This is a genomic window from Pseudidiomarina marina (assembly GCF_044807045.1).
Lineage (GTDB): Bacteria > Pseudomonadota > Gammaproteobacteria > Enterobacterales > Alteromonadaceae > Pseudidiomarina > Pseudidiomarina marina.
In genome coordinates, this window is sequence record NZ_CP085233.1 from 593,330 (window position 1) to 614,704 (window position 21,375).

The window sequence follows — 21,375 nt, forward strand, 5'->3', positions numbered from 1 at the left end:
AGGAATTAACCCTGATGCCGGTTGCTGAGACGACTCAGCAACTGGTTTAAGTCTGATTGAACGCCACCCGCCGTCACTTCTTTACCTGCTCCCGGGCCACTAATAACCAGTGGCATTTCGTGATACCAGTCGGTATAAATCACGAAAATATTCTCACCTGGTATTAAATTCGCCAGCATGTCACCTTCTGGAATGTACTCAATGCCGACACGGGCGCGAACGCTGTCATCGTCTTGTACTGCAAAACTTGCTAACAAGCGCGGTACCTTCTGAGTCTTCTGTGCATCGGTGTACAAATGATGCATGGCGTCATCGAGCTCGGGCAAACGCTGCATAAACTCTTCCAGTGAAATATCCTCGAGTTGTTCGGGCAATAAGCTTTCGACATCGATATCTTTCCAGTCCAACTTTAAGCCGATTTCGCGTGCCAATATAAGCAGTTTACGGACGATATCTTGGCAAGTTAAGTCTTCACGCGGGTCTGGCTCACTCAAACCGCGAGCCTTCGCTTCCCGTACAAGATCACTGAACTTCACTTCAGAATTGAAGTTTTCAAACAACCAACTCATGGTACCTGAGAAAATGCCTGAGATACTGCGAATGGTATCACCCGAGTTACGCAGGTCATTTAGCGCATAGTTCAATGGTAAGCCCGCACCTACCGTGGTGTTGTAATACCACTCACGCTCGTACTCACGCTGAATGGTACGAATTTCATTGTACTGTGATTCGCCCGAAGCGCCGGCGCGCTTGTTCGCACTGATAATGTGTAAGCCGTTTGCAAAAAAGCTTGGATACAGCTGAGCCACCGCCACCGAATCGGTTAAATCGAGCATGACGAGTTCATCGCATGGTGCGTTTGGCAGTTCTGGAATAAGTTGGCTCAGTTCGTACGGTCGCGCGAACTTGTCAAAGCTCGCCTGCCAGTCATCCAGCTCAAGGCCGTTGTAATCTAGCCACATACGGGTTGAGTTTAAGATGCCGAGAATACGTACATCCATTTGCTCATTGATACGCTCGCGCAGACGGCGGTATAGCGACAACCATGCGCTACCGATGTTGCCACGACCAACCACCAACACACCAAGGCTACGGCGATAGTTAAACAACTGACTGTGCAAGCGATTGAGTAAGCGATTATCGAGTTTCTGTTCAAGAATTGCGATGACCGCATTACTGTCTGGCGAAAATGCCAAGCGGCGCAAGTTCTGCGCGCTTAATTCGGTTTTGAAGGTGCTGTACTGGTCGGTTTCTTGAATGCGATTACCTACCAAGGCAATCATCGAGTAACCTTGCATTTGCACCACGTGATCCGCTTTATCAACCTGCTCCAGCCAGCGTTCCAAAAACTCTAAATGGTTCTGGTGATACGCATAGTAAGCATGATGCTGAGCAATTTCGTTCCAGCTAATCAATGGCGTGAGGTCAAGATCTTCAAATTGCTGGACTAATTTGGCATCACTTAAATCAACGCGGAACAGAACAACGTCAGCTAACGACGTGAGCACCTTGCCTTTGGGTTCAGTATCTTCGTACTGGCCAATTCGTGTTTGTTGATTCTCAACTTTCAAACTGGAACGCACGGCGATAACCATGCGCTCGCGGTTTACCGGTTGGAAGGTACGCGGGTGTAATACTGGGCTGCCCAAGCGCGCTAACTCTTCAGCTTCTTGCCAATCTAAAATAGGCAAGCTAACAACGCGCTCAACTTTGCGTGGGTCGGCTGAGTAAACACCAGCAACATCTTTCCAAATGGTAACCTGCTTAGAATCAATCAGGCTGCCAACCAGCGTTGCCGAATAGTCACTACCGTTACGACCAAGAATTAATGAATTGCCGTCAGGGTCGGCGCAAATAAACCCGGTGACAATAAAGCGAGTGCCAGGGTGCGGTGCAATACGGTTTAACAGGCCTGCACGGGAAACGGGCACACGAATATGAGGCTCTGGGGCATCATCGGCCACCAAGAACGTGCGAGCATCAATGTAATCTGAAGTGACGCCTTGCTGTTGCAACAACGCCGATAACAAACGGGCGCTCCAAAGTTCGCCGTACGACAACAACTCAGGTCGGCGGGTAATTTCTTCTTCGCCGTTTAGCCATGCCCACCAACGCTTAAAATCATGCTGCGATTGCTTAAGCACGCGCGCTTGCATGTCGCCATTAAGCAACTCAGTGATAAGACCCTGTTGGTATTTTTCGAGCTGCTTCAGGAGCACTTCAGCGACGCCTAAGTCGTCGGCCTTTGCATCAATAATGGCGAGAATTCGGTTGGTGGTATCACCTGCAGCTGACACCACTACTAAATCGCTGGCTCCAGCATATTCAGTAACAATGCGTGCTACGCGACGGTAACAATAAGCATCAGCTAAGCTACTGCCACCAAATTTATGAACCTGAACTGTATCGGCTACAGCTTGTATCTGCTCTGGGGTAACCTGAACCTCAACCGTCATGATGCGTGTGCGTTCTCCTGTGAGAAAAGAAAATAAAAAATCGATTATACGGTGCGTTGTTGTGCCAATAAAGCGCCATTACGCAAGGTTAGCACAAAAAGACGTATAGACAGCTATGCGTATAAAGTTGACTGTGCCAATTTCACCAGTACAATTCAACACATTGTGCAGGGTCTTTTAGTCACACATTGAACACGAGGTGTAGTATGGAATGGGACGGCGATTATATTTACCCGTATGTTGAACACGGGAAAAAAAGTGAGCACGTGAAGAAAATCACCGTGTCGATTCCCACACGTGTACTCAAAGTACTCACCGATGAGCGCACGCGACGCCAAGTGAAGAACCTGCGTCATGCAACCAATAGCGAATTGCTCTGCGAAGCATTCTTGCATGCGTTTACCGGGCAACCTTTACCAACCGACGACGACCTTCGCAAAGATAATCCTAATAAAATTCCAAAAGCTGTGCGTGAAGAATTAGAACGTCGCGGCTTACCGATTCCTGAAGACATGAGCGACGACGTTGATTAATAAAAAAAGCTGCAGCCGTTAGGCTGCAGCTTTTTCATGCCACTTAAAGCTTCTACAGCAAGTATTCCAAAGCAGTTTCGTCACAATTGTGTTTGCGCGGGCACAGCTCACAATCTTTCATGACTTTTTCTGGCAGCTTTTCCTTCAGCGTCAGGCGGAAATTTAGCTTACCGAAAAATTCCGGTACGCGAGTGAGCACAATCGTACGTGTAATGCCCAGTTCTCGTGCTTTCCACAATAAAAATGCGACTAACTCAGCGCCGAGACCTTTGCCTTGAGCACTTGGGAATAGGCCCAAACTGCGGATTTCGGCTAAGCCAGTGCTATACACATAAAGTGCCGCACAACCAACAACTTCGTCGTCAATTTCAGCGACAGCAAAACTTTGAATCGCTTGCAGAATGTCCGCTTTATCACGAGGTAAGTTTTCACCTTGATCGGCCCAGTACGCAATGAGCTCACAGATTTTATCCACATCGCTTAAGCGCGCTTGGCGTACATGCTTGCTCGCCGCTTCGGCCGCGTGTAACCAATCTTGGGCATGTTTTATCGCCACCTTCACGGCACTTGGCGCTGTGCCACCCATGGCTTTGCGCTGCTGCAAGCCGTACTCGAGATCTAACGTGGCATATACGTCGTTGTCGATGAGCTCACACACGTGTTGAAAGTCTTCGAGAGCGAGCTGCTCAAGCGCAAGCCCCTGCTGCTGCGCTTTTACGACTAACTCACCGGTAAGGTGGTGCGCATCACGAAACGGTACGCCTTTACTAACGAGGTAGTCAGCTAGCTCGGTTGCATTGCTATACCCTAATGCTGCTTGCAAAGCCGCATGATCTTTGTTCACCTTTAATTCAGGTATCGCAAAGGCAAGCATCTGCAAGCACTGCAAATAGGTATGCAAGGCATCAAACAAACCTTCTTTGTCTTCTTGCATGTCTTTGTTGTACGCCAGCGGTAGCCCTTTTAAGGTAATTTGCATGGCGTGCTGATGACCCATTACGCGACCGGTTTTGCCACGTAACAACTCAAACAAATCAGGATTTTTCTTCTGTGGCATCAACGATGAACCACTGCTGATCTTGTCGCTCATGCTCAAGCAACCCGATTCGCCTGAACAATAGAAAATAACGTCTTCAGCTAAGCGCGATAAATGAATCATGCCGGTGCTTGCGGCGTTTAATAAATCCAGCACGAAATCGCGATCGGATACCCCATCAAGACTGTTTTCACTGGCATAACGGAAACCTAATTCGTGGGCTAACGCCTCCCGATCAATCGCTGCAGTTGTGCCTGCCAGCGCACCACTGCCCAGAGGGCTCACATCAAGCCGACGGATAGTTTCGCGTAAGCGACTGACATCGCGTTGCAGCATACTCACGTAAGCCATTGCCCAATGCCCGGCAACAATCGGCTGTGCTCGCTGCAAGTGGGTATAACCCGGCAGCATGGCATCCTGATAGGTTTGCGCAAAGCTCAGCAAGTTTTCAATGGCAGCTAAGTTAGCCGTCACCAAATGTTGCGCAAACTGCTTGCAGAACAAACGCAGATCGGTTGCCACCAAATCATTGCGACTGCGACCGGTGTGTAATTTCTTGGCAGTCGCACCAATTTGTTCAATCAGCTGAGCTTCCACCCAACTGTGAATATCTTCAGCATTGCTTTGTAGTGGTAACTCAGGTTGTTTTGCTACTTGTTTAACTAACGCGGATAACGCTTCCTGTAACTGCTGATTTTCTTCTGTGCTAATCAAACCAGCCTGCTGCAATGCACCCGCCCAAGCTTTTGACGCCTGCAAATCAAACGGTGCAAGCACATAATCAAACCGCAAGGAGTCGTTAAATTGTTTGAATTCAGCGGCACTGGGCTCACTGAACCGTCCACCCCATAAGCTCATGACTTACTCCTTGCCAGCGGTCGAGGTGTTATCAGCGGCGTGCTGATGTAATGCTCGAATTCGACTGGCCAAACTATACAAACGAATAAAGCCCTCGGCATGCTTCTGATTATAGACTTCGTCTTCATCAAAGGTGGCAAATGCGTTTGAATACAGGCTGTTCGGCGATTGCTTCTGAGTCACTGTCACCTTGCCTTTGTAGAGTTTGACCACAATGTCGCCACTAAGCGGCTCAGCAATTTTGGTTGCTGCCGCCAACATAACGTCTTTCAAAGGCGTGAACCAACGGCCGTCATACATCAATTGCGCGAACTCGTTACCTAAACGAATGCGGTAATCTTGTGTGGTGCGGTCAAGTACTAGGCTCTCAAGGCCCTGCAATGCGGCGTAAAGCACCTCGCCAGCTGGGGTTTCATAACAACCGCGCGATTTCATCCCAACCAAGCGGTTCTCCACCATATCGAGGCGCCCGACGCCATGCGCACCGGCAAGTTGATTCAGGTGCAAAATAGCATCAACAGGCGCAAACGCTTGACCATTTATATGCGTCAGTTCACCGTGGGCAAACGAGAGTTGCAAATACTCTGGCTTATCGGGAGCTTGCTCCGGTGCAACGGTCCATGTCCACACTTGCTCAGTTGGCTCATTCCACGGGTCTTCCAGTTCGCCACCTTCGGTTGAAATATGCCAAAGGTTTGCATCTCGGCTGTAAATCTTTGTCGCCGACGCACTACATGGAATATTGCGCTCTGCTAGATAAGCCAATAACTGCGGACGTGAGCGCATGGTCCACTCTCGCCATGGTGCAATAACAGTTAATTCAGGTGCTAATGCCGCGAATGCCGATTCAAACCGAACCTGATCGTTGCCTTTACCAGTGCAGCCATGGGCAAGCGCATCGGCACCAACTTGACGAGCAACCGCAACCTGCGCTTCAGCAATAATGGGGCGAGCTAACGCGGTACCCAGCAAATATTGGCCTTCATAAATGGCGCCAGTTTTTAAGGTTGGGTAGATGACTTCGCGCGCAAACTTATCTTTTAAATCGACAATGTGACAACTGCTGGCACCAGAGGCAATGGCCTTCGCTTCAACACCTTCAAGCTCTTCATCACCTTGGCCCACGTCGGCAACAAAGGCGACCACTTCGCAGTCATAATTTTCTTTCAACCAAGGCACAATAGCCGATGTATCCAAGCCACCTGAGTACGCGAGAACAACTTTATTCACTGACTTACTCATGCCTGAGCTCCTTCAAAAAGTTTGACCAAGATTGCGTTTTGCGCGTGTAACCGGTTTTCAGCTTGCTGTAAAACCAAGCTTTGTGAACTATCGATAACTTCTGCAGTGACTTCACGCCCACGATAAGCTGGTAAGCAGTGCATAAAATACTTCGCACCGAGGCGTTTCATTAAATCACTGTTCACTTGGTACGGTGCAAAATCATGCATCACCGAATTGTTATCGCGGCTCTGCCCCATAGAGAACCAAGTGTCGGTATAAATAGCATCGGTGGATTGCAGTTGTGTTAAATCGTGCAACGCAGAAATTGAGCCGCCAGTTTGCGCCGCTTGTTGCTGTGCTGCTGCAGTGAGTTCCGCATCAGGCGCATAGCCTTCAGGTGTCACAACCTGCATGTGCATACCAGTGCGCGCAGCACCGGCCATTAACGCTTGGCAGACGTTATTACCGTCGCCAATGAAAGTGAGGTGCACTTGGCGTAAATCACCGAGTTGTTCTTGTAGTGTGAGTAAATCAGCTAATGCTTGGCACGGGTGACAGGTATCGCTAAGGGCGTTTACAACCGGCTTATCTGAAGCTGACGCAAGGTCACTTAATGTGCTTTGTGAATAAACGCGCGCCACAATCGCATCATGCCAAAGTGCTAAATTCGCACCAACGTCAGTGGCAGGTTCACGCTCACCAATTAAGTTTTGTGCATCTAAATAGATGCTGTGACCACCTAAACGGTGAATACCTGCGGCAAAACTTGCACGCGTACGCAACGATGGCTTTTCAAACAACAGTGCAATGCTTTTGCCCTGCAAATAAGTCGACCACGCGGTTGGACGCTGTTTAATGGTTTGCGCTAACTGCAATAACTCAGTGGTTTGTTGCGGGCTTAGCGCCGGCATTTCAAGTAAATCATTCATGGATGTTGTTACCTACAACTAAAAAATTCGAAATAGCGTGGCAATTAGAGACGGATGCGGGTTCCGGCTGCTTCACCCCTTGCCAATCGGGTGAGCGCTTTGGCGTCTTGCCAGCCGGCCACCGCGATACTTCGTCGCGAGGCACGTGCCGCTTGCACGGCCGCGTTAAGTTTGACCAACATACCGTCACGCACAGTGCCATCAGCAATCAGGGCATCTGCTTGGTCGGCAAGAATGGTTTCAATGAGGTCACCGTTTTTGTCCAAAATTCCAGGCACATCGGTGAGGAGAATTAAATCAGCATGTAGTAATTGAGCGACGGTAGCCGCGGCTAAATCAGCGTTCACATTGAGCCGAGCACCGCTATCACTGCTACCAATTGAGCTCAGAATAGGTAAGAAATTTTTATCCAGCAGTACCTGCAACAAGGTCGCGTCATTGGGTTTCGGAATACCGACAGCACCGCGATTTGCATCCACGTCACAAGTAATGCTCTGACCAGCAGCCAGAGTTAATCCAACGGCGTTCAGTTGATGTTGCTGAGCAAGGGCAACTAATTGCGAGTTAACATCGCCAGCCAAAACCCCCGCAACAATGGGCATCTGTGCGGCAGGAGTTATTCGCTGGCCGTCTACCTTCAAACTCGTGTGGCCAAGTTGCAACAACAAGGCTTCTACTTGATCGCCGCCACCATGAACTAACACTAAAGGGCGCAATAATGCGAGCTGCTGAACCGTGGTCAACAGCCGCTCTAAGTTGCTGGCGCTTTGTAATACCCGACCGCCAAGTTTAATTACTAGAGGTGATGTCATACCACACCTACGCGTTGCTGCAGACCGAGTGCACTATCACAACCAAAATATTGATTGGCTAACTGCACTGCTTGCGCTGCTGCCCCTTTTAATAAGTTATCGATAGCAGCACAAATAATCAGATGATTTTGGTGTACAACCGCGTGAATATCGCAGAATGCGGTGCCGACCACATCACGAATTGCCGGTGGCTGCTGACGCAAACGAATCAGCGGCGCAGTAGAGTAGGCCTGCTCATAGGCCGTATCGACACTCGCTTGTGAAACACCCTGTTGTAGCGGGACATAAATGGTCGCCAAAATGCCGCGTTTAAAATTACCTAAGTGCGGCACAAAAATCACATCATGGCCAATTGCTTGCGCAATTTCTGGTTGGTGCCGATGCGTTGCAACACCGTAGGCAGACAAACTTACTTCACAAAAACTAGTATGGCTTGCCGCTTTACGGCCAGCCCCCGAGACACCACTGACGGCATTCACCAAGGGTACGCCATCAATCAATGACATGACGGGCTTCAACGCCAAACTGGTCACTGTCGGATAACAGCCAGGCACAGCAATAAGCTGCTCAGTACCTGCCAGTGTTGTCCATTCGGCTAAACCATAGGGAATCGTTTCAGGGATATTGGCAGCGCGTTCAAAACCGTAAGCCTGCTGATGTATCGAAGGATCACGAAGCCGAAATGCGCCAGAAAGATCAAAAACCACCAACCCCGCGTTCACCAAAACAGGTGCAAGTTCCGCACTGGCTTCATGAGGTAGCGCTAAAAAAACCACTCGAACTTGCTGAGACAATTGGCTCAGCAAATCCGAGTGCCAAGGTTGCAGAATAACATCAAGCTGTCCCGCTAATTGGGGATACAAACTAGCAATTGGCTCTGCGTCTTCGCGTGCGCTGGAAGAAAAAGCATACTCAAGCGAGAATTGTGGATGGTTATGCAGCAGCCACACCAGCTCAACGCCGCTGTAACCGCTCGCCCCAAACACTGCGCATGGAATTGATTTACCCTGTTCCACCAATCAAACTCGCTCGACCAAAAATGACTCAAAAGATGGCTAAATAATACTGCATAAAAATGCACAAAACAAGAATAAAAATACAAAGCAAGTTCGATATTAGCTATTGGATATTAGATATTAGAAAAGCAAAGACGATATTAGCTATTGGACATTAGATATTAGAGCTGATGTATCGGGTATTTGTGGTTTAGCTAATATCTAATATCCAATAGCTAATAGCGCTCTTGATCTTGAGGGGCTTGGCGCTTATAATTCGCGCCCTAATTTGTCGCGTTGATTAATAAATCAGCGCTTTTTTGAAACTGTAATTTGCGTGGTGCTCGACTTCGGGTCGAGTGGCGATGCAGCCTAACGAGGTAACCCCATGAAACCAGGTATTCACCCAGAATATACCGAGCTGAAAGTATCATGCTCTTGCGGTCACTCTTTTGTGACTAACTCAACTAAAGGCGGCGAGTTGCACTTGGACGTATGTTCAGAGTGTCACCCATTCTACACTGGTAAACAGCGTATTATGGATACTGGCGGTCGTATCGAGAAATTCAACAAGCGTTTCAACATGTTGGGTGGCAAGAAATAATCCAGTTTTGGACATTTCTACTCGAAATTATGAGAAAGGCGCCAGAAGGCGCCTTTTTTATTTTCATATTCGGCGCAAGGTCGCGTCACCATTGAATTAATCGATGGTGTCAATTTAAACAACCGTTAACTTTCCTCTGATTATCTAAGTTATTCTTAATCGCCTGGCCGCAACGGCGTATCAGGTAAGATGTCTTATTGCGTCGAATAGCTCTACAATGGCACTATTCACACATGTTATTTTCTTTATTTCGAATCAGGTACACGCACTTATGACCGATTTTCGCAAGCAAGCTTTGGATTATCACGCCTACCCAACGCCAGGAAAAATCAGCATTGAGCTGACCAAACCAGCTGAAACCAGTAAAGATTTAGCGTTGGCATATAGTCCAGGTGTGGCCGAGCCAGTGCGCGCCATTGCTGAGAATCCGGATGATGTCTACAAGTACACAGCGAAAGGTAATATGGTTGCTGTTATCTCCAATGGTACCGCTATTTTGGGGCTGGGTAATTTAGGGCCCATGGCTTCGAAGCCGGTGATGGAAGGTAAAGCACTGTTATTCAAGCGCTTTGCTGGCCTTGATTCCATTGATATTGAAGTCACGCACCGTACCACACAAGATTTCATCAATACGGTGGCAAATATTGCCGACAGTTTCGGTGGCGTGAACCTAGAAGATATTAAAGCACCAGAGTGTTTCGAAATTGAACAAGCGCTGATTGAGCGTTGTGAAGTGCCAATTTTCCATGATGACCAGCATGGCACTGCTATTGTTACAGCGGCAGGCTTGCTAAACGCGTTAGAAATTCAGGGTAAAGACTTACGCAAAGCACAAATCGTCTGTTTAGGTGCTGGCGCAGCTGCTATTGCCTGTATGGAATTGCTGATTAAATGTGGCGCCCAGCGTGAGCACATTTATATGCTGGACTCGAAAGGTGTGATTCACACACGTCGCGAAGATTTGAATGAATACAAAGCGTTATTTGCCAACAACACCGACAAGCGTACCCTCGAAGAGGTCATCACCGAAGCCGATGTATTTGTCGGTGTGTCAGGGCCGAATTTGTTGTCGCCAGATGCGTTAAAGCTCATGGCGGAAAAGCCAATTGTATTCGCCTGCTCAAACCCAGACCCAGAAATTAAACCTGAATTAGCCTTGGCCGTGCGCGACGACCTAATTATGGCAACCGGTCGCTCAGATTACCCGAACCAAGTGAACAACGTGTTGTGCTTCCCATTCATTTTCCGTGGGGCACTCGATGTTCGTGCAAAAGCCATTAATGATGAGATGAAATTGGCCGCCGTAGAAGCGATTCGTCAGCTCGCAAAAGAGCCAGTACCAGAGGCCGTACTAAAAGCATCAGGCGTTGACAAACTTGAATTCGGTGTTGATTACATCATTCCGAAGCCGCTGGATCCGCGTTTGCGCACCCGTGTATCGAAAGCGGTTGCTGAAGCGGCGGTGGCGTCAGGCGCCGCCCGCATCGAACTCCCCAAGAATTACATGACTGAATAAAAGCAAAGACGATATTAGCTATTGGATATTAGATATTAGAAAAGCAAAGACGATATTAGCTATTGGATATTAGATATTAGAAAAGCAAAGACGATATTAGCTATTGGATATTAGATATTAGAGCTGATGTAGCGGGTATTTGTGTTTTATCTAATATCTAATATCCAATAGCTAATATCTCCGCTTTCAAGTTACACTTTGCGGTATGACGACGATAATCCAAACCGCGCTACCGGTACCCCTACCACGACAATTTGATTACGACTGCGAGCAATTGCCCGCAGTCGGCGTGCGCGTGCGTGTGCCCTTTGGTAATCGTGAGTTGGTTGGTGTGTGTTTGGGTGAGGCTTCGGCGCCCGACGATAGCTTTCAGCGCAAAGCCGTGCTTGAAGTGATTGATGACGAACCGTTGTGGCCGCGACCGATTTGGCGATTGCTTGAGTGGGCCGCGGATTATTACCACCACCCGCTTGGTGATGTGATTCAAAATGCAATGCCCGTGTTATTGCGCCAAGGTGAACGCGCCAGTTATCAAGCGACGACGCGATATCAAGTGACGGAGCAAGGTGCGCAGATATCGCCGAATGACTTGAAGCGAGCGGTGCAGCAACAACGCTTACTCGCAGCGCTACAACAACAGCCGTTGTTAAGTCGTGACATTCGCATGCAGGAGTTCTCGCCATCAGCACTGAAAGCGCTACAAGACAAAGGCTGGGTAGAAGCCGTTGAACACATTCCGGCAGCAGTGCAGTCGTGGTCGCTTAAAATTGCCGCTGAACCGTTACAGTTGAATCCTGAGCAAGCGCTAGCTGTTGCCGCAATTGGTGCCGCGAAACAGCACCAAACTTATTTGCTTGAAGGGGTTACCGGTAGCGGCAAAACCGAAGTGTATTTGCAGGCTATGGCTGATGTCTTACGCCGCGGTCAGCAAGTTCTCATGCTGGTGCCCGAAATTGGTCTAACACCGCAAACTCTAAAACGCTTCCAGCAACGCTTTGACGTGCCGATTGTGATGCTCCACTCAGCACTCACGGACAGAGAGCGCTTAGATGCATGGTTGGATGCCCGTGCTGGCAGCGCGGCAATTATTATTGGCACACGCTCAGCCATATTTACGCCGTGCAAAGCACTTGGCATGATCATTGTTGATGAAGAGCATGATGCCTCATTAAAGCAGCAAGACGGTTTTCGCTATCATGCGCGTGATCTTGCCGTGATGCGCGGCCATGAAGAGCAAGTGCCGGTAATTCTTGGCTCGGCGACGCCATCGTTTGAAACACTCAATAACGCGCTGAACAAGCGTTATGCACACTTGCAGTTAAGTCGCCGAGCTGGTCAGGCTAAGCCGGCGCGTCACGTCGTGATGGATATCAAAAACCTGCCATTAAAAGCCGGTTTGTCACAACCCCTACTTGGCTTAATGCGCGAACACTTGGATGCCGGTCAGCAAGTCCTGCTATTTTTAAACCGCCGTGGTTTTGCACCAGCGTTACTTTGTCATGAGTGCGGATGGTTGGCGCAGTGTCGTCGATGTGATGCGTATTACACCGTGCATCAAGGGAGTAAACAGTTGCAGTGCCACCATTGTGGTGCCCAACAACCGATACCACGGCAGTGTCATGACTGTGGCTCAACCCAGCTCATTGGTCGTGGTGTTGGTACCGAGCAACTCGAACAGCTACTGCAAGAGCAGTTTCCAGACTACCCAGTTCTACGCATTGATCGCGATAGCACACGGAAAAAAGGCAGCCTGCAACAACACTTGCAAGATGCGCACGACAACAAGTATCCGATTTTAGTTGGCACCCAAATGCTCGCGAAAGGACACCACTTTCCCGATGTCACCTTAGCCGCCTTACTCGATGTTGATGGCGCGTTATATAGCGCAGATTTTCGTGCCGCTGAACGCCTTGGGCAAATGTTTACCCAAGTGGCAGGGCGCGCCGGTCGTGCTAGCAAACCGGGAACTGTGGTGCTGCAAACTCATCACCCAGAACACGAATTAATCCAAGATTTAATCAACAACGGTTACGGACACTTTGCTCAGACCGCCTTGCGCGAGCGACAACTCACCCATTTACCGCCATTTAGCCAACACGCATTGTTCCGCGCTGAAGCCAACAATGCCGATGCCGTTATCGCCGCACTTGAAGCTATCGCAACACTGTTTCCGCAACGCGATGATGTGATTGTGTTGGGGCCTATTCCTGCCGTCATGGAGCGTCGTGCCGGCCGCTATCGTTATCAATTATTGATTCAAACGCAGCAGCGCGCCATGCGGGCTCAGCTGTTGCGCTATGTTTTGCCGCAACTAGAAAAATTGCCGCAGTTACGAAAAGTGCGTTGGTCGCTCGACATCGACCCACAAGACTTCAGTTAGTGCGCAAAAGCAGATAAAATAAAGAACAAATGCGCTATTAGCCGTTAGCTATTAGATATTGGCTAATACGACTGCAGCGCCCTTACTAATATCTAATATCCAATAGCTAATATCGCTTTAAGGTTTTTTATTCATGAAAGAACAGTTGGAATCCCTCCTTGGCGCCGCCGTGGCGACCCTACAACAACAAGGTACTTTGCCGGCCGACGTGCAGCCACGCATTCAGTTGGATCGTCCGCGCGACAAAAGTCATGGGGATTTTGCTACCAACTTAGCGATGATGTTGGCGAAACCTGCGCAAATGAATCCGCGCGCGTTGGCCGAAGCGATTATTGCGGCTATTCCTGAGAATCAATTGCTCGCGCAGTGTGATATTGCGGGGCCGGGCTTTATTAACTTTACCATTAGCCAGCAGCAACTATTAGATCAATTGGAGCGCGCATACAGCGATGTCAACGTGGGTATTGAGCCTGCTGCTGAAACCAAAACCGTGGTGATTGATTACTCATCGCCAAACCTCGCCAAAGAAATGCACGTGGGGCATTTGCGTTCGGCCATTATTGGTGATGCAGTCGCTCGTGTCGAAGAGTTGCTCGGTCACAAAGTTATTCGCCAGAACCATGTGGGTGACTGGGGGACCCAATTTGGGATGTTGCTGGCGCATATGGAAGAGCTCGATAACGACGAACTCGGTATGGAGCTTAGCAACCTCGAAACCTTCTACAAAGCGGCGAAAAAGCGTTTTGATGAAAGTGAAGAATTTGCCAAACGTGCGCGTGAATTAGTCGTAGCCCTACAGTCGGGTGAGCCAAAGTGCCGCGCGCTATGGCAACAGTTTATTGATGTGTCACTCAGTCACTGTCAGGAAGTGTATGACCGTTTGGGTGTGAAGCTAACTCGCGCTGACGTGATGGCGGAAAGTGCCTATAACGATGACTTAGCACAAGTCGTCGAAGACCTCCGTGCACAAGGCTTGTTAGTTGAAGACCAGGGCGCGCAGTGCGTGTTCCTTGATGAATTCAAAAATAAAGATGGTGAATCGCTGCCGGTCATCGTACAAAAATCGGGTGGCGGTTACTTATATGCGACCACCGATTTAGCAGCGGTGCGTTATCGTCAGAACGTGCTCAAAGGCGATCACTTGATGTATTTCGTTGATCAGCGCCAAGGGCTGCACTTCCAGCAAATTTTTACCCTAGCTCGTAAGGCTGGCTTTGCCCGCGAAGATCTGCAAATGGACCACTACGGTTTCGGTACGGTCATGGGCAAAGACGGGCGTCCTTATAAAAGTCGTGACGGTGGCGTGACCAAGCTTGCGGATTTGCTTGATGAAGCCGAAAAGCGTGCACTTGAATTAGTACAACAGAAAAACGGTGCGTTAAGCGAAGCCGAGCAAGCACACGTGGCAAAAGTTGTTGGGATCAGCTCGGTAAAATATGCCGACTTATCGAAAAACCGTACCAGCGATTACATTTTTGACTGGGACACCATGTTGAGCTTTGAAGGAAACACCGCACCATACTTGTTGTATGCGTACACGCGTGTGAACAGTGTATTCAGCAAAGCGGGTGTCAATCCAGAGCAAATTGATGCGCCATTCGTTCTCAACGACGAACGTGAAATTAACCTAGCCAATACCTTGGTGCGATTCAACGAAGTGGTTCACAGTGTTGCTGACAAAGCCATGCCGCACTTTTTATGTGGCTATCTCTATGACGTTGCAGGGGCTTTCTCAAGTTTTTATGAGGCCTGCCCAATTCTTCAAACAGAGGATGCTAGTGTGCGTCAAAGTCGTTTGAAACTTGCGGCATTGACCGCTAAAACCCTACGTCAGGGTCTCGAATTGCTCGGTATTCCGACGCTTGAGAAGATGTAATTATGGATTACGCGAACCGTAAGCGTCCGGCCAAACGTACCCCACCGAAGACTACCAAGAAAGCTGCCAAAAAACCGGCAGTGTCGTGGTGGGTGGTTTTGCTCGCCATTGTTTTGGTAAGTGGGTTTGTGTGGTTATTGGTAAGTATCTCGGGCAAGTCAGAGCAAACGCCACAGCAACAAGTGCCAATTGATGTGCCGGAGCCACAATCGCAACCGGTGGCCGAGCCACTGCCAGAAAAACCAGAAGAGCGCTGGCAGTACATTGAAGAATTGGAAAACCAAGAAGTGATTGTGGATGTACCAGAGCGCGAGATCGGCCCGCCGAAACTCATGCAATGTGGTTCATTCCGCAACATCAGTGATGCTGAAGAGCTACGTGCGATGATAGCGATGATTGGTTTGGAAGCACAAATTCGCACAACTGACGGAAGTAATGGTGTCTGGCACCGAGTGATTCTTGGCCCCTACAATGGTCGACGTGCCGCCGAGACAGATCGTCACAAATTACAACGAGCTAATATTCGCGGTTGCCAAATTTGGAACTGGAATTAATCCCTACCTATTGAAAATCACAAATACGACCTCATAACTGGTTCATAGCAACTAAGAGGACGTATTTGTGACTACTATCGTATCTGTCCGTCGCGGTGACAAAGTTGTCATCGGTGGCGATGGTCAAGTTTCACTTGGCAATACCGTAATGAAGGGCAACGCTCGCAAAGTGCGCCGCTTGTACAACAACCAAGTACTCGCCGGTTTCGCAGGCGGTACCGCCGATGCCTTCACCCTGTTTGAACGCTTTGAGAAAAAGTTGGAAGCCCATCAAGGCAACTTGATGCGCGCAGCAGTGGAACTCGCCAAAGATTGGCGTACCGACCGAGCCTTGCGCCGTTTAGAAGCGTTATTAGCGGTGGCCGATAAGCATACATCCTTAATCATTACCGGTAACGGTGACGTTGTGCAGCCAGAAAATGACCTAATCGCCATTGGCTCTGGCGGCCCATACGCCCAAGCGGCGGCAACTGCGTTACTCGAAAATACAGATTTAAGCGCACGTGAGATTGTTGAGAAAGCCCTGACGATTGCAGGCGACATATGTGTCTTCACCAACAGTTTCCAAACCATTGAAGAACAGGAGTCGGTAAGCAATGTCTGATATGACCCCACGCGAAATTGTTGATGAGCTGAATCGTCACATTGTTGGTCAAGACAACGCCAAAAAAGCGGTCGCTGTTGCACTGCGTAATCGTTGGCGTCGTATGCAGTTAGACGATGAATTACGTCAAGAAGTAACGCCGAAAAATATATTAATGATTGGACCGACAGGGGTGGGTAAGACTGAAATTGCACGCCGCCTAGCGAAGCTAGCCAATGCGCCATTTATTAAGGTGGAAGCGACGAAGTTCACCGAAGTTGGTTATGTTGGTAAGGAAATTGAGTCGATTATTCGTGATCTTACCGATACGGCGGTGAAGCAAACACGTGAGCAAATGATGCAAAAAGTGCGTCATCGTGCCGAAGATGCTGCGGAAGAACGCATTTTGGACGCGTTGTTACCGCCCGCGAAGAAAACTGGTTGGGCCGACGAACAAGAAGAGCCGCGCGAGCAATCGAATACGCGTCAGACGTTTCGTAAAAAACTGCGTGAAGGTCAGCTCGACGAAAAAGAAATTGAAATTGAAATCAGCGCGCCGCAAATGGGCGTTGAGATTATGGCACCGCCAGGCATGGAAGAAATGACGTCGCAGCTGCAAAGCATGTTCCAGAACATGGGTGGCGGCAAATCTAAGCCGAAGAAAATGAAGATCAAAGATGCATTTAAGCAGCTAATTGAAGAAGAAGCGGCGAAGATGCTGAACCCTGAAGATATTAAAGAGCAGGCGCTAACGGCCGTTGAGCAAAACGGCATTGTGTTCTTGGATGAAATTGACAAGATTTGTAAGCGCGGCGACGTGTCTGGCCCAGATGTTTCACGAGAAGGCGTGCAGCGCGACTTATTGCCATTAGTGGAAGGCACGACAGTTTCGACCAAACATGGCATGGTGAAAACCGATCATATTCTGTTCATCGCATCGGGGGCATTCCAAATGTCCAAACCGTCGGATCTAATTCCTGAGTTGCAAGGTCGTCTGCCAATTCGTGTTGAGCTACAAGCGTTAACGAGTGCCGATTTTGTTCGAATCTTGACGGAGCCGAATGCATCGCTAACCACACAATACAAAGCGCTGATGGCAACCGAAGGTGTGAATGTAGAATTTACTCAGGACGGTATTCGCCGCATTGCTGAAACAGCGTTTCAAGTGAACGAAACGACTGAAAACATTGGTGCGCGTCGATTACACACTGTGCTAGAGCGATTGATGGAAGAAATATCGTTCAAAGCCAGTGACTTACATGGGCAAAGCATTGAAATTGATGCCGCTTATGTTGACCGTTACCTCGGCGAGTTAGCGCAAGATGAAGACCTAAGCCGGTTTATTTTGTAATTGCTTGACCCGCGCCGCTTTTGCACTCGGGCAGAAGCGGCTATACTGTGCTTTAACATTCAAGACGTTAAGTCACAGTGAACGGGGTACGGCAATGGAATACAACACGTCAGAACTTTGCGATTTATACCCAGATCTAGTCGATGTGGTTGAACCGATGTTCATTCACTACGGCGGTCGGGTGTCGTTCGGCGGCCAGTTGGTCACCGTGAAGTGCTTCGAAGACAAGGGCATTATTGAAGAGGTGGTGCAGCAGCCTGGTACTGGGAAAGTGCTACTCATTGATGGTGGCGGTTCGACACGCCGCGCACTAGTCGATATTGCTGTGGCCGACTTAGCGTTTGAAAACGACTGGGAAGGCATCATTTGTTATGGTGCAGTTCGTGATGTTGACGCATTAGACGAACTTGATATGGGCATTATGGCTATCGCTTCGATGCCGGTTGGAGCCGCAAACGACGGTGTTGGTGAAGTCGATGTGGCGGTGAATTTTGGCGGCGTTACTTTCTTACCTGAAGACCATTTATACGCCGATAGCACAGGCATTATTATTTCACCAGAACCGCTTGATATTGAGTGAGTTGAATAAGCCACTATGTTTTTAACTTCGATTGATCCCGCTGCGTGGTTTACCCCACGTAGCGGCGAAATCCGCCTCGGTCAAACACTTCATTGCTTACCTGAAATCGATACCATCGATACCTACCATCATGCGTTACAACAAGCATGGGAGCGAGGGCAACGTATTGCTCTTGTTGGGGTGCCCGAATCAATTGGGCCACGCGCTAATTTAGGTCGTGGTGGCTCGGAACATGCTTTCGCGGCCGCGCTCAAGGGCTTGTTGGCGTTGCAATCGAACCCAATGATTGCCGACCATGAGTTGCTGATTGTCGGGCAGCTACAATGCGCTGACTTGCAACAGCAAGCCGATGCGTTGCGCAACACGGAGGTCGGCGAATTAGCGCAATTACGCGAGCTTTGTGAGCGTCTTGATCAACGTGTTCAGCAAGTTATTGTGCCGTTATTTGAAGCCGGCTTTGACGTGATACTTATTGGTGGGGGGCACAACAACGCCTACCCACTGCTCACTTCATTGCAGCAAGCCTCAGAAGAAAGTGTTGGTGCAGTGAATCTGGATCCGCACGCTGATTTTCGCGCGCGTGAAGGCCGCCATAGTGGTAATGGGTTTAGCTATGCTTATATGGCGGGAGCGCTGAAGCACTACCACGTGGTTGGGTTACACGAAGGCAAGAACAACGCGGAGAGTTTGAAGCAACTCGCGGATGCTGAATTTACCTACCGCAGTGTGCACGAGTTATATACCCATGATTGGTCAACTGAACTGAGCGCCATTGCCGCACAAGCAGAGGCTTGGCATGTGCCGCTTGGTATTGAAATTGACGTCGATGCCTTACAGGGAGTGCCAGCAAGCGCGATTAACTTCAATGGCTTGAGCGTGGCGCACGGCTATAGTCTCGTGGAAACCTTGGCAAGTTTACCGCGCACGCGTTACCTGCATTTAGCTGAAGCGGCACCAAGCTTGCACCCGGCGGGGCGCGAAGCAGGTGATATGGCCTGTGCACAGTTACTAAGTGAGTTGGTGCTTGCTTACTTGCACGGCTTTCAGCGGCGCGAACCTTGAAACCAGCAGGCGCTTAACGGATTGGCACCAAACTGATAAGTGAGCGCAGCTGGATCATCCACATGCCATAAACATAAATCAGCACGCATACCTGCAACCAGTTGACCGCGGTCGGTCAAACCTAAAGCCTTAGCGGCGTTCACAGTAACCCCACGTAGACACTCTTCAGGCGTCATCCGGAACAACGTTGCGGCCATCTGCAGCATAAGTTGCACACTCAAAATAGGCGATGTGCCTGGGTTGGCGTCCGTCGACACGGCAATTGGTACCTGGTAATCGCGCAGTAATTGTAGTGGCGGTTGTTTGGTTTCTCGTAGGAAATAAAACGCGCCCGGCAGCAGCACAGCAACGGTACCGGCCTTTGCCATGGCTTCAACACCGGCTTCATCTAAGTATTCGAGATGGTCACAGGACAATGCTTGATAACGCGCTGCAAGTGCACTTCCGTGTTGATTGCTTAATTGCTCAGCGTGTAATTTTACGGGCAAACCAGCAGTTTGAGCAGCCTGAAATACACGCTCGGTTTGCGCCGTAGAAAAACCAACCGACTCACAAAATGCATCCACGGCGTCTGCTAAGCCTTCGGCCGCAAGTGTCGGAATAATCGATTCAACCACCAAATCAATATAGGCATCAGCTTGGTCTTTGTACTCGGGCGGAACCGCATGCGCCGCCAATAACGTCGTTTGAACCGATACTGGCAACAACTCAGCCAGTTTGCGCGCCGCGCGAAGCTGTTTGCGCTCGTCTTCGAGGCTCAAACCATAGCCCGATTTAATTTCAACTGTCGTCACCCCTTCGCGCAACAACGCTTCAAGCCGAGGCATTGTCACCGCAACTAAGTCTTGCTCTGATGCCGCACGTGTTGCTCGCACGGTTGCTGCGATACCGCCACCTTGCGCGGCAATGTCCGCGTAGCTCGCGCCATGCAGACGTTTAGCAAACTCATCGGCACGCGAACCGGCCCAAACCAAGTGAGTATGGCAGTCGATGAGCCCCGGCGTGACTAACCCGCCGTTGCCGTTGATTGTTTCTGCGGCAACCGTTGGCGCGTCACTGCGCCGACCAGCGAAGTGAATTCGTTCATGATCAAAGATAATCACACCGTCATCAATCAGGCCGTAGCCCTCGCCTGTCATGGTAGCAAGCCGAACATTTTCGAGGCACTGCATGACTGCTGTCATAAAAAATCTCCCACCGACAACTTGTATATACAATTAAACATGACTACACTCTATCACACTCTAACATCAGTCTGAATGATTTCATCATGGTTGCTGTTAAAGGTAGCCAAAGCGGTAGCCACATAGGTAGAACGTTCGTGAAATTTTCAAAAATTAAACAGCATATTTACAGCAAGATTGCCTCAGGTGAATGGCCGGAAAACCATCCAGTGAGTTCCGAAAACGCACTTGCAACTCAGTTTAAAGTGAGTCGTATGACCGCACGTCGGGCTCTGCAAGAGCTTGCCGATGAGGGCTTAGTGATTCGCTCGAAAGGTTCGGGCACTTATGTTGCGCCGTTGAAGTCGCAAACATCGTTTATGGCCATTCGTAACATTGCTGATGAGATTCGTGCACGCCAACACGCGTATGAAGCGCATGTGCACGTGCTCAAGCAAGTGCCGGCCAGTTTACAGGTAGCCGAACAACTTCAAATTACGCCTGAAACACCGGTATTTTTCTCAGTCATTACCCATTTAGAGAACGGGTTACCGGTGCAAGTTGAAGAGCGCTACGTGAACCCAGCTGTTGTGAAAGATTATTTGAAGCAAGATTTCCGCCAAATCACGCCGCATGAATATTTAAGTGCTGTTGCACCGCTGACCGAAGCGAGTCATCAGATTGAAGCGGTGACACCGAACGCTCATGTTTGCGAATGGCTTGAATTAACGAAGCCAGAGCCGTGTTTGCGCATTGTGCGTCGCACTTGGAGCGACGCTGGTGTGGTGACATATGCCGTATTGACGCACCCAGGATCGCGTTTTGTGTTGGGTGGCCATTTAACGTTTAAAGCTTAAACGCAG

The 21,375-nt window shown here is 49.4% G+C and carries 18 protein-coding genes; 11 read left to right on the forward strand and 7 right to left on the reverse strand.

All coding sequences use genetic code 11. The annotated features are described in order from the left end of the window. Positions 1-5: 5 nt before the first annotated feature. Complete coding sequence (gene metL / locus LG272_RS02870) at positions 6-2,456, reverse strand: bifunctional aspartate kinase/homoserine dehydrogenase II (RefSeq protein WP_404409539.1); 2,451 nt, start codon at positions 2,454-2,456, stop codon at positions 6-8. A 206-nt stretch (positions 2,457-2,662) separates the two neighbouring features. On the opposite strand from metL, the gene metJ reads away from it, so the two are divergent. After that, positions 2,663-2,989 (forward strand): met regulon transcriptional regulator MetJ, encoded by a 327-nt coding sequence (gene metJ, locus LG272_RS02875; protein ID WP_126760005.1) that lies wholly within the window; start codon positions 2,663-2,665, stop codon positions 2,987-2,989. A gap of 52 nt (positions 2,990-3,041) precedes the next feature. Here the strand turns inward: metJ and argH are convergent, their stop codons facing one another. From argH to argC, 5 genes are read right to left on the reverse strand one after another with little or no spacing between them, the layout of a single operon-like run. Beyond that, positions 3,042-4,883, reverse strand: coding sequence for an argininosuccinate lyase (gene argH / locus LG272_RS02880; protein ID WP_404409542.1), 1,842 nt, complete (start codon positions 4,881-4,883; stop codon positions 3,042-3,044). Positions 4,884-4,886: 3 nt separating this feature from the next. After that, on the reverse strand, positions 4,887-6,125 hold the full coding sequence (locus LG272_RS02885; RefSeq protein WP_404409544.1) for an argininosuccinate synthase: 1,239 nt from the start codon (positions 6,123-6,125) through the stop codon (positions 4,887-4,889). Beyond that, positions 6,122-7,036 (reverse strand): ornithine carbamoyltransferase, encoded by a 915-nt coding sequence (gene argF, locus LG272_RS02890; protein ID WP_404409546.1) that lies wholly within the window; start codon positions 7,034-7,036, stop codon positions 6,122-6,124. Before argF ends, LG272_RS02885 begins: the two co-directional genes overlap by 4 nt. Positions 7,037-7,080: 44 nt before the next feature. Beyond that, positions 7,081-7,848: an acetylglutamate kinase gene (argB, locus tag LG272_RS02895; RefSeq protein ID WP_404409548.1), complete on the reverse strand. Its 768-nt coding sequence runs from the start codon at positions 7,846-7,848 to the stop codon at positions 7,081-7,083. After that, a complete protein-coding gene (gene argC / locus LG272_RS02900; RefSeq protein WP_404409550.1) occupies positions 7,845-8,864 on the reverse strand; it encodes an N-acetyl-gamma-glutamyl-phosphate reductase in 1,020 nt (339 codons plus the stop codon). The genes argB and argC overlap by 4 nt, the downstream gene beginning before the upstream one ends. Positions 8,865-9,231: 367 nt before the next feature. Between argC and rpmE the strand changes: the two genes are divergently transcribed. The 9 genes from rpmE (at position 9,232) to LG272_RS02945 (ending at position 19,349) form a co-directional block, all read left to right on the forward strand. Then, positions 9,232-9,447, forward strand: coding sequence for a 50S ribosomal protein L31 (gene rpmE, locus LG272_RS02905; RefSeq protein WP_126760010.1), 216 nt, complete (start codon positions 9,232-9,234; stop codon positions 9,445-9,447). A 271-nt stretch (positions 9,448-9,718) separates the two neighbouring features. Beyond that, positions 9,719-10,963, forward strand: a complete 1,245-nt coding sequence (locus LG272_RS02910) for a malic enzyme-like NAD(P)-binding protein (RefSeq protein ID WP_126760011.1) — start codon at positions 9,719-9,721, stop codon at positions 10,961-10,963. A gap of 205 nt (positions 10,964-11,168) precedes the next feature. Then, positions 11,169-13,343: a primosomal protein N' gene (gene priA / locus LG272_RS02915; protein WP_404409553.1), complete on the forward strand. Its 2,175-nt coding sequence runs from the start codon at positions 11,169-11,171 to the stop codon at positions 13,341-13,343. 133 nt (positions 13,344-13,476) lie between these two features. Next, complete coding sequence (gene argS / locus LG272_RS02920; RefSeq protein ID WP_126760013.1) at positions 13,477-15,219, forward strand: arginine--tRNA ligase; 1,743 nt, start codon at positions 13,477-13,479, stop codon at positions 15,217-15,219. 2 nt (positions 15,220-15,221) lie between these two features. Then, positions 15,222-15,773, forward strand: coding sequence for an SPOR domain-containing protein (locus LG272_RS02925; RefSeq protein ID WP_126760014.1), 552 nt, complete (start codon positions 15,222-15,224; stop codon positions 15,771-15,773). A 67-nt stretch (positions 15,774-15,840) separates the two neighbouring features. Beyond that, complete coding sequence (gene hslV / locus LG272_RS02930; protein ID WP_126760015.1) at positions 15,841-16,377, forward strand: ATP-dependent protease subunit HslV; 537 nt, start codon at positions 15,841-15,843, stop codon at positions 16,375-16,377. Next, positions 16,370-17,707: an HslU--HslV peptidase ATPase subunit gene (gene hslU, locus LG272_RS02935; protein WP_126760016.1), complete on the forward strand. Its 1,338-nt coding sequence runs from the start codon at positions 16,370-16,372 to the stop codon at positions 17,705-17,707. Before hslV ends, hslU begins: the two co-directional genes overlap by 8 nt. A gap of 94 nt (positions 17,708-17,801) precedes the next feature. Next, positions 17,802-18,287 carry a ribonuclease E activity regulator RraA gene (gene rraA, locus LG272_RS02940; protein WP_404409556.1) on the forward strand — a complete coding sequence of 162 codons (486 nt, stop codon included), beginning with the start codon at positions 17,802-17,804 and terminating at the stop codon, positions 18,285-18,287. Between the two features lie 15 nt (positions 18,288-18,302). Beyond that, a complete protein-coding gene (locus LG272_RS02945; RefSeq protein ID WP_404409558.1) occupies positions 18,303-19,349 on the forward strand; it encodes an arginase family protein in 1,047 nt (348 codons plus the stop codon). On the opposite strand, the gene hutI is transcribed toward LG272_RS02945, so the two are convergent. After that, entirely contained in the window at positions 19,331-20,521 is a 1,191-nt protein-coding gene (gene hutI / locus LG272_RS02950) for an imidazolonepropionase (protein ID WP_404409969.1), read from the reverse strand. The two genes, LG272_RS02945 and hutI, sit on opposite strands and share 19 nt — an antisense overlap. Before the next feature lie 98 nt (positions 20,522-20,619). Here hutI and hutC point away from each other — a divergent pair, with 98 nt between their 5' ends. After that, positions 20,620-21,369: a histidine utilization repressor gene (gene hutC / locus LG272_RS02955; RefSeq protein ID WP_126760019.1), complete on the forward strand. Its 750-nt coding sequence runs from the start codon at positions 20,620-20,622 to the stop codon at positions 21,367-21,369. The last annotated feature ends 6 nt before the right edge of the window (positions 21,370-21,375 follow it).

Excerpts from the sequence above, each read along its gene's own strand:
- metJ (WP_126760005.1), top strand. The coding sequence starts at position 2,663 with ATGGAATGGGACGGCGATTATATTTACCCGTATGTTGAACACGGGAAA.
- hutC (WP_126760019.1), top strand. The coding sequence starts at position 20,620 with ATGGTTGCTGTTAAAGGTAGCCAAAGCGGTAGCCACATAGGTAGAACG.
- argS (WP_126760013.1), top strand. The coding sequence starts at position 13,477 with ATGAAAGAACAGTTGGAATCCCTCCTTGGCGCCGCCGTGGCGACCCTA.
- LG272_RS02945 (WP_404409558.1), top strand. The coding sequence starts at position 18,303 with ATGTTTTTAACTTCGATTGATCCCGCTGCGTGGTTTACCCCACGTAGC.
- argH (WP_404409542.1), bottom strand. The coding sequence starts at position 4,883 with ATGAGCTTATGGGGTGGACGGTTCAGTGAGCCCAGTGCCGCTGAATTC.
- hslU (WP_126760016.1), top strand. The coding sequence starts at position 16,370 with ATGTCTGATATGACCCCACGCGAAATTGTTGATGAGCTGAATCGTCAC.
- priA (WP_404409553.1), top strand. The coding sequence starts at position 11,169 with ATGACGACGATAATCCAAACCGCGCTACCGGTACCCCTACCACGACAA.
- LG272_RS02910 (WP_126760011.1), top strand. The coding sequence starts at position 9,719 with ATGACCGATTTTCGCAAGCAAGCTTTGGATTATCACGCCTACCCAACG.
- metL (WP_404409539.1), bottom strand. The coding sequence starts at position 2,456 with ATGACGGTTGAGGTTCAGGTTACCCCAGAGCAGATACAAGCTGTAGCC.
- rraA (WP_404409556.1), top strand. The coding sequence starts at position 17,802 with ATGGAATACAACACGTCAGAACTTTGCGATTTATACCCAGATCTAGTC.
- LG272_RS02925 (WP_126760014.1), top strand. The coding sequence starts at position 15,222 with ATGGATTACGCGAACCGTAAGCGTCCGGCCAAACGTACCCCACCGAAG.
- argB (WP_404409548.1), bottom strand. The coding sequence starts at position 7,848 with ATGACATCACCTCTAGTAATTAAACTTGGCGGTCGGGTATTACAAAGC.
- argF (WP_404409546.1), bottom strand. The coding sequence starts at position 7,036 with ATGAATGATTTACTTGAAATGCCGGCGCTAAGCCCGCAACAAACCACT.
- LG272_RS02885 (WP_404409544.1), bottom strand. The coding sequence starts at position 6,125 with ATGAGTAAGTCAGTGAATAAAGTTGTTCTCGCGTACTCAGGTGGCTTG.
- hutI (WP_404409969.1), bottom strand. The coding sequence starts at position 20,521 with ATGCAGTGCCTCGAAAATGTTCGGCTTGCTACCATGACAGGCGAGGGC.
- rpmE (WP_126760010.1), top strand. The coding sequence starts at position 9,232 with ATGAAACCAGGTATTCACCCAGAATATACCGAGCTGAAAGTATCATGC.